Annotated in this window: 1 protein-coding gene; it reads right to left on the reverse strand. The window is 55.0% G+C overall.

What is annotated here, in order from left to right:
- On the reverse strand, positions 1-1,416 hold a 1,416-nt coding region (locus D6694_05225; GenBank protein RMH45014.1), incomplete at its 3' end, for a hypothetical protein.
- Between the last annotated feature and the right edge of the window lie 35 nt (positions 1,417-1,451).

The following is a 1,451-nucleotide window of genomic DNA, read 5'->3' on the forward strand; positions in this document are numbered from 1 at the left end:
CACGCGTCGGCCAATTTTGGGATCACTGCCAAGATACACCGTTCCCATCGCGCCTTGACCAAGCACACGCTCAATCGTATATCGACCAAGCTTGGGCGGGTGTATGTCTTTTGCCGAAAGGATAAGTGTTTGCGCCCCAGAAGCTGGACGTTCTCCAGAAACCACCTCCATGGCCTGCTTCAGTCTCGAGACTCTACCTGACAAACGCTTGGCCCATTCGCCAGATTGCTCCGACATGTATTGATAGACGCGTAATGCGCTCGCATAAGCGCGACGACTTTCCATATCAGCCGCCAATGCAGCCAGCAAATCCGCCACATAGACACTCCAACGACAATCTTTTAGATGCGCGAATGCCGCGTCAAATTCCCCTTTTTCACGGGCAACTTCAGCCAATTTTTGCTGTGCCTCGTCCCGCATTCGGTACAGTCCTTCCTTTCTCCGTTGGGCAGCATAAGCCAATTGATAAAGTACCCACACCGCAGACCACCACACGGCCAGTCCCGAAAACCCAAGCCACCAATGGTGCAAGGCCGCCAGTGCATAATCGGCACTCAAGAGGGCAAAGACGGCAAAGCTGTGAACCAGTACACTGGTGCCACGCGAAAACCGTTTATCCAACCACAGCAATAAGCTGACAAATATCATTGACAGCACAAGCCAACCCCAGATTGCCCATGCCGGACGCCAGTCATAAGCGCCCGTCAGTAGGGCCAAGGTATCAAGGGCGGCCAGCTGACTGTAACGATCACCGAGGGGGGCCACAAATACGATGGTATCTTTCCACAGAACGGGATTTTGACTGCCCAATTCCGCAAAAGAGGTACTGGACATCATGCTGGTCGGTGTGCGTCGAAAAAACTGGCCATTGGCGCCAATAGGATACGGCAATCCTTTGAGTCGCCAACCATGCCATTCATCCAGCCTCAACTCCGCTACACCGGCAAGCTGCATTGGTAATGTCAGCGCCAACTTATCGGACACTTCCACAAAACCAGCACCCCCGTCAATGGTCACCGGCGCTCCCCCCGCCGCGACTTCTTGCCAGTCACTTCGCACCCAACTGACAAGCTCAGTTTGTGGCACAATCTGCCGCCACAGCCACCATGTCGTCGGCCAAGTCGGAAAAGCTGCCTCGTGCAGTGGGATTACCCACGGTGTTCCACTGACCCGTGGTTGACGAGCCGGATACGCTGGTATCCAAATCGAGGTGACAGAAGATAATTTAGCCAAGGCCGTCACTATTGCGCTGTCCACGGGCCGTGGCTGGCCTGGCGCATTCCAATTCACCGGCGATCGATGGCTCCAGTCCCCTGCCAGCACCAGTGCGCGCGGTGGTGTTTCGTACAGCACGGGCAAATTGTCCAATAATCTCGCTTTGCGTTGCGCATCGGTCAATGAATCGACAAAAGTCATATGAAGCACGGGCGAGCGTGCCACTTTTGGGGCGA

Source organism: Gammaproteobacteria bacterium (assembly GCA_003696665.1).
Classification (GTDB): Bacteria; Pseudomonadota; Gammaproteobacteria; order Enterobacterales.